The sequence below is a fragment of the Streptosporangium sp. NPDC005286 genome, from assembly GCF_040607515.1.
Classification (GTDB): Bacteria; Actinomycetota; Actinomycetes; order Streptosporangiales; family Streptosporangiaceae; genus Streptosporangium.
Genome location: NZ_JBEXGU010000384.1, coordinates 1 through 1,951, shown reverse-complemented (window position 1 = coordinate 1,951; position 1,951 = coordinate 1). Strand labels below are relative to the sequence as shown.

The following is a 1,951-nucleotide window of genomic DNA, read 5'->3' as shown; positions in this document are numbered from 1 at the left end:
GAGGCGGGTTCCTCACCCGCCTCGGGACATCCGTGCTTCAGGGGGTCTCGCGGGAACGGTACTTGGCGGTGAGCTCCTCCAACTGCGGGACGAGCTCGTTGGGGGTGGGCAGCGCGCGGACCTCGTTCCGGAGCCCGGTGGCGCGGTCCCGGAAGACGGGGTCGTTCAGCAGCCTGAGCAGGGCCTTCCTGACGGCCGGTCCTGTCCCGAGGGCGGAGGGTATGGCCAGCCCGGCACCGTGCTCCGCCAGTCTCCGAGAGATCAACGGTCCCTCGAAATGGTACGGCAGAGCGAGTTGCGGTATCCCGTGCAACGCGACCGTGCTCAGCGTGCCCGCCCCGCCGTGGTGGATGACCGCCGTGCAGGTGGGCACGAGGGCGTGCAGCGGCACGTAGGACACCAGGCGGGCGTTGTCGGGAACGCGGCGGAGTTTGGCCTGTTCGGACTCGGCGATGGTCGCGACGACCTCGATGTCGAGGTCGGCCAGCGCGTCGAGGATGTCCTGCACGTTGGCGGCGTAGCCGCCGAAGTGCTCGGTGGCCGTGGTGCCGAGGGTGAGGGCGACGCGGGGGCGCCGGGGCGGGGTCCACAGCCATTTCGGCACGACGGCGGGTCCGCCGTAGGGGACGTACCGCGTGCGCAGATAGTGCAGGTCGGCCTCCACCCCGATCGACGTGGGGAACTGGTGGATGGTGAAGTTGCCGGTGATCATGTCCTCGGTGAAGTCGAAGCCGTACTTGCGGCCGTAGCCGGCCAGCCAGTCGGCGAGCGGGTCGGCGCGCTCCTCGGGGGGCTGCTCGGCCTGGAGCCGCAGGAAGTGCTCCCGGGTGACGCCGAACACGTCGACGCTCCACAGCAGCCGGGCGTGCGCGGCGCCGCAGGCCTTGGCGGCTATCGCCCCGGCGGAGGTGAAGGGTTCCCAGATGACCAGGTCGGGTCGCCAGTGCCGGGCGAAGTCCACCATGCCGGCGATCAACGGAAAGTTGTGTGGTTTCTGCTCGTGCGGCACCGTACCGCCGTACGCGTCCAGCAGGGATTCCCAGGTGACGTCCGTCCGGTCCTCCGCGACCTTCCACGGCATCGGCAGCCCGGCGCGTGCCTGTTCGAGCAGCTTCGGGTCGAGCTTCACGTCCCACCAGAAATCGGCGTCGCGGCCGACGGGGGCGGCGGTCAGTCCGGCTTGGGTGATGACGTCGGCGAACTTGGGCTGGCTGGCGACGCGGACCTCGTGGCCGGCGGTGCGCAGTGCCCAGGCCAGCGGTACCGAGGGCAGGAAGATGGTCTTCTCGGGGATCGTGGCGAACAGGACGCGCATCGTGTCGTCTCCTCAGCGGTGTTCGGCGGTGAGCTTCTCCAGCTGCGGGACGAGCTGGTTGGGGGTGGGCTGGGCGTGGATCTCGTCGCGCAGGTCGTGTGCCCGGTCGCGGAAGGTGGGTTCGTCCAGCAGGCGCAGCAGGCTGTCGCGGATGTCCTGCCCGGTGGCCTGGTCAGGGCGGATCGTCAGGGTGCCTCCCTGCCGGGCGGCGCGTCCGGCCAGTTCGGGCTCGTCGAAGTCCCACGGCATGGTGAGCTGGGGAACCCCGTACAGGGCGGTGGTGAGGAAGGTGCCGGGGCCGGCATGGCTGATGACCGCGGCGCAGGTCGGTGCGAGGGCGTGCAGCGGCACGTAGGACACCAGGCGGGTGTTGCCGGGAACGCGGGAGAGTTTGGCCTGTTCGGATTCGGCGATGGTGGCGATGAGTTCGATGTCGAGGTCGGCCAGGGCGTCGAGGATGTCCTGCACGTCGACGGTGTAGCCGGCGAAGTGCTCGGTGGCGGTGGTGCCGAGGGTGAGGGCGACGCGGGGATGTTGGGGTGGGGTCCACAGCCATTTCGGTACGACGGCGGGGCCGCCGTAGGGGACGTATCGCATGGGGAGGTAGTCGAGGTCGGCGCGCATGCTCAGCGAGGC

The 1,951-nt window shown here is 70.1% G+C and carries 2 protein-coding genes; both read right to left on the bottom strand.

Features of this window, described 5'->3' with window-relative positions:
• Nucleotides 1-37: 37 nt before the first annotated feature.
• Entirely contained in the window at nucleotides 38-1,315 is a 1,278-nt protein-coding gene (locus ABZU75_RS46265) for an activator-dependent family glycosyltransferase (RefSeq protein ID WP_355569919.1), read from the bottom strand.
• 12 nt (nucleotides 1,316-1,327) lie between these two features.
• The coding region (locus ABZU75_RS46260; RefSeq protein WP_355569916.1) for a glycosyltransferase at nucleotides 1,328-1,951 on the bottom strand (624 nt) is incomplete at its 5' end.

What these genes read in the sequence shown, in the direction of transcription:
- ABZU75_RS46265 (WP_355569919.1), bottom strand. Translation starts at nt 1,315, where the DNA reads ATGCGCGTCCTGTTCGCCACGATCCCCGAGAAGACCATCTTCCTGCCC.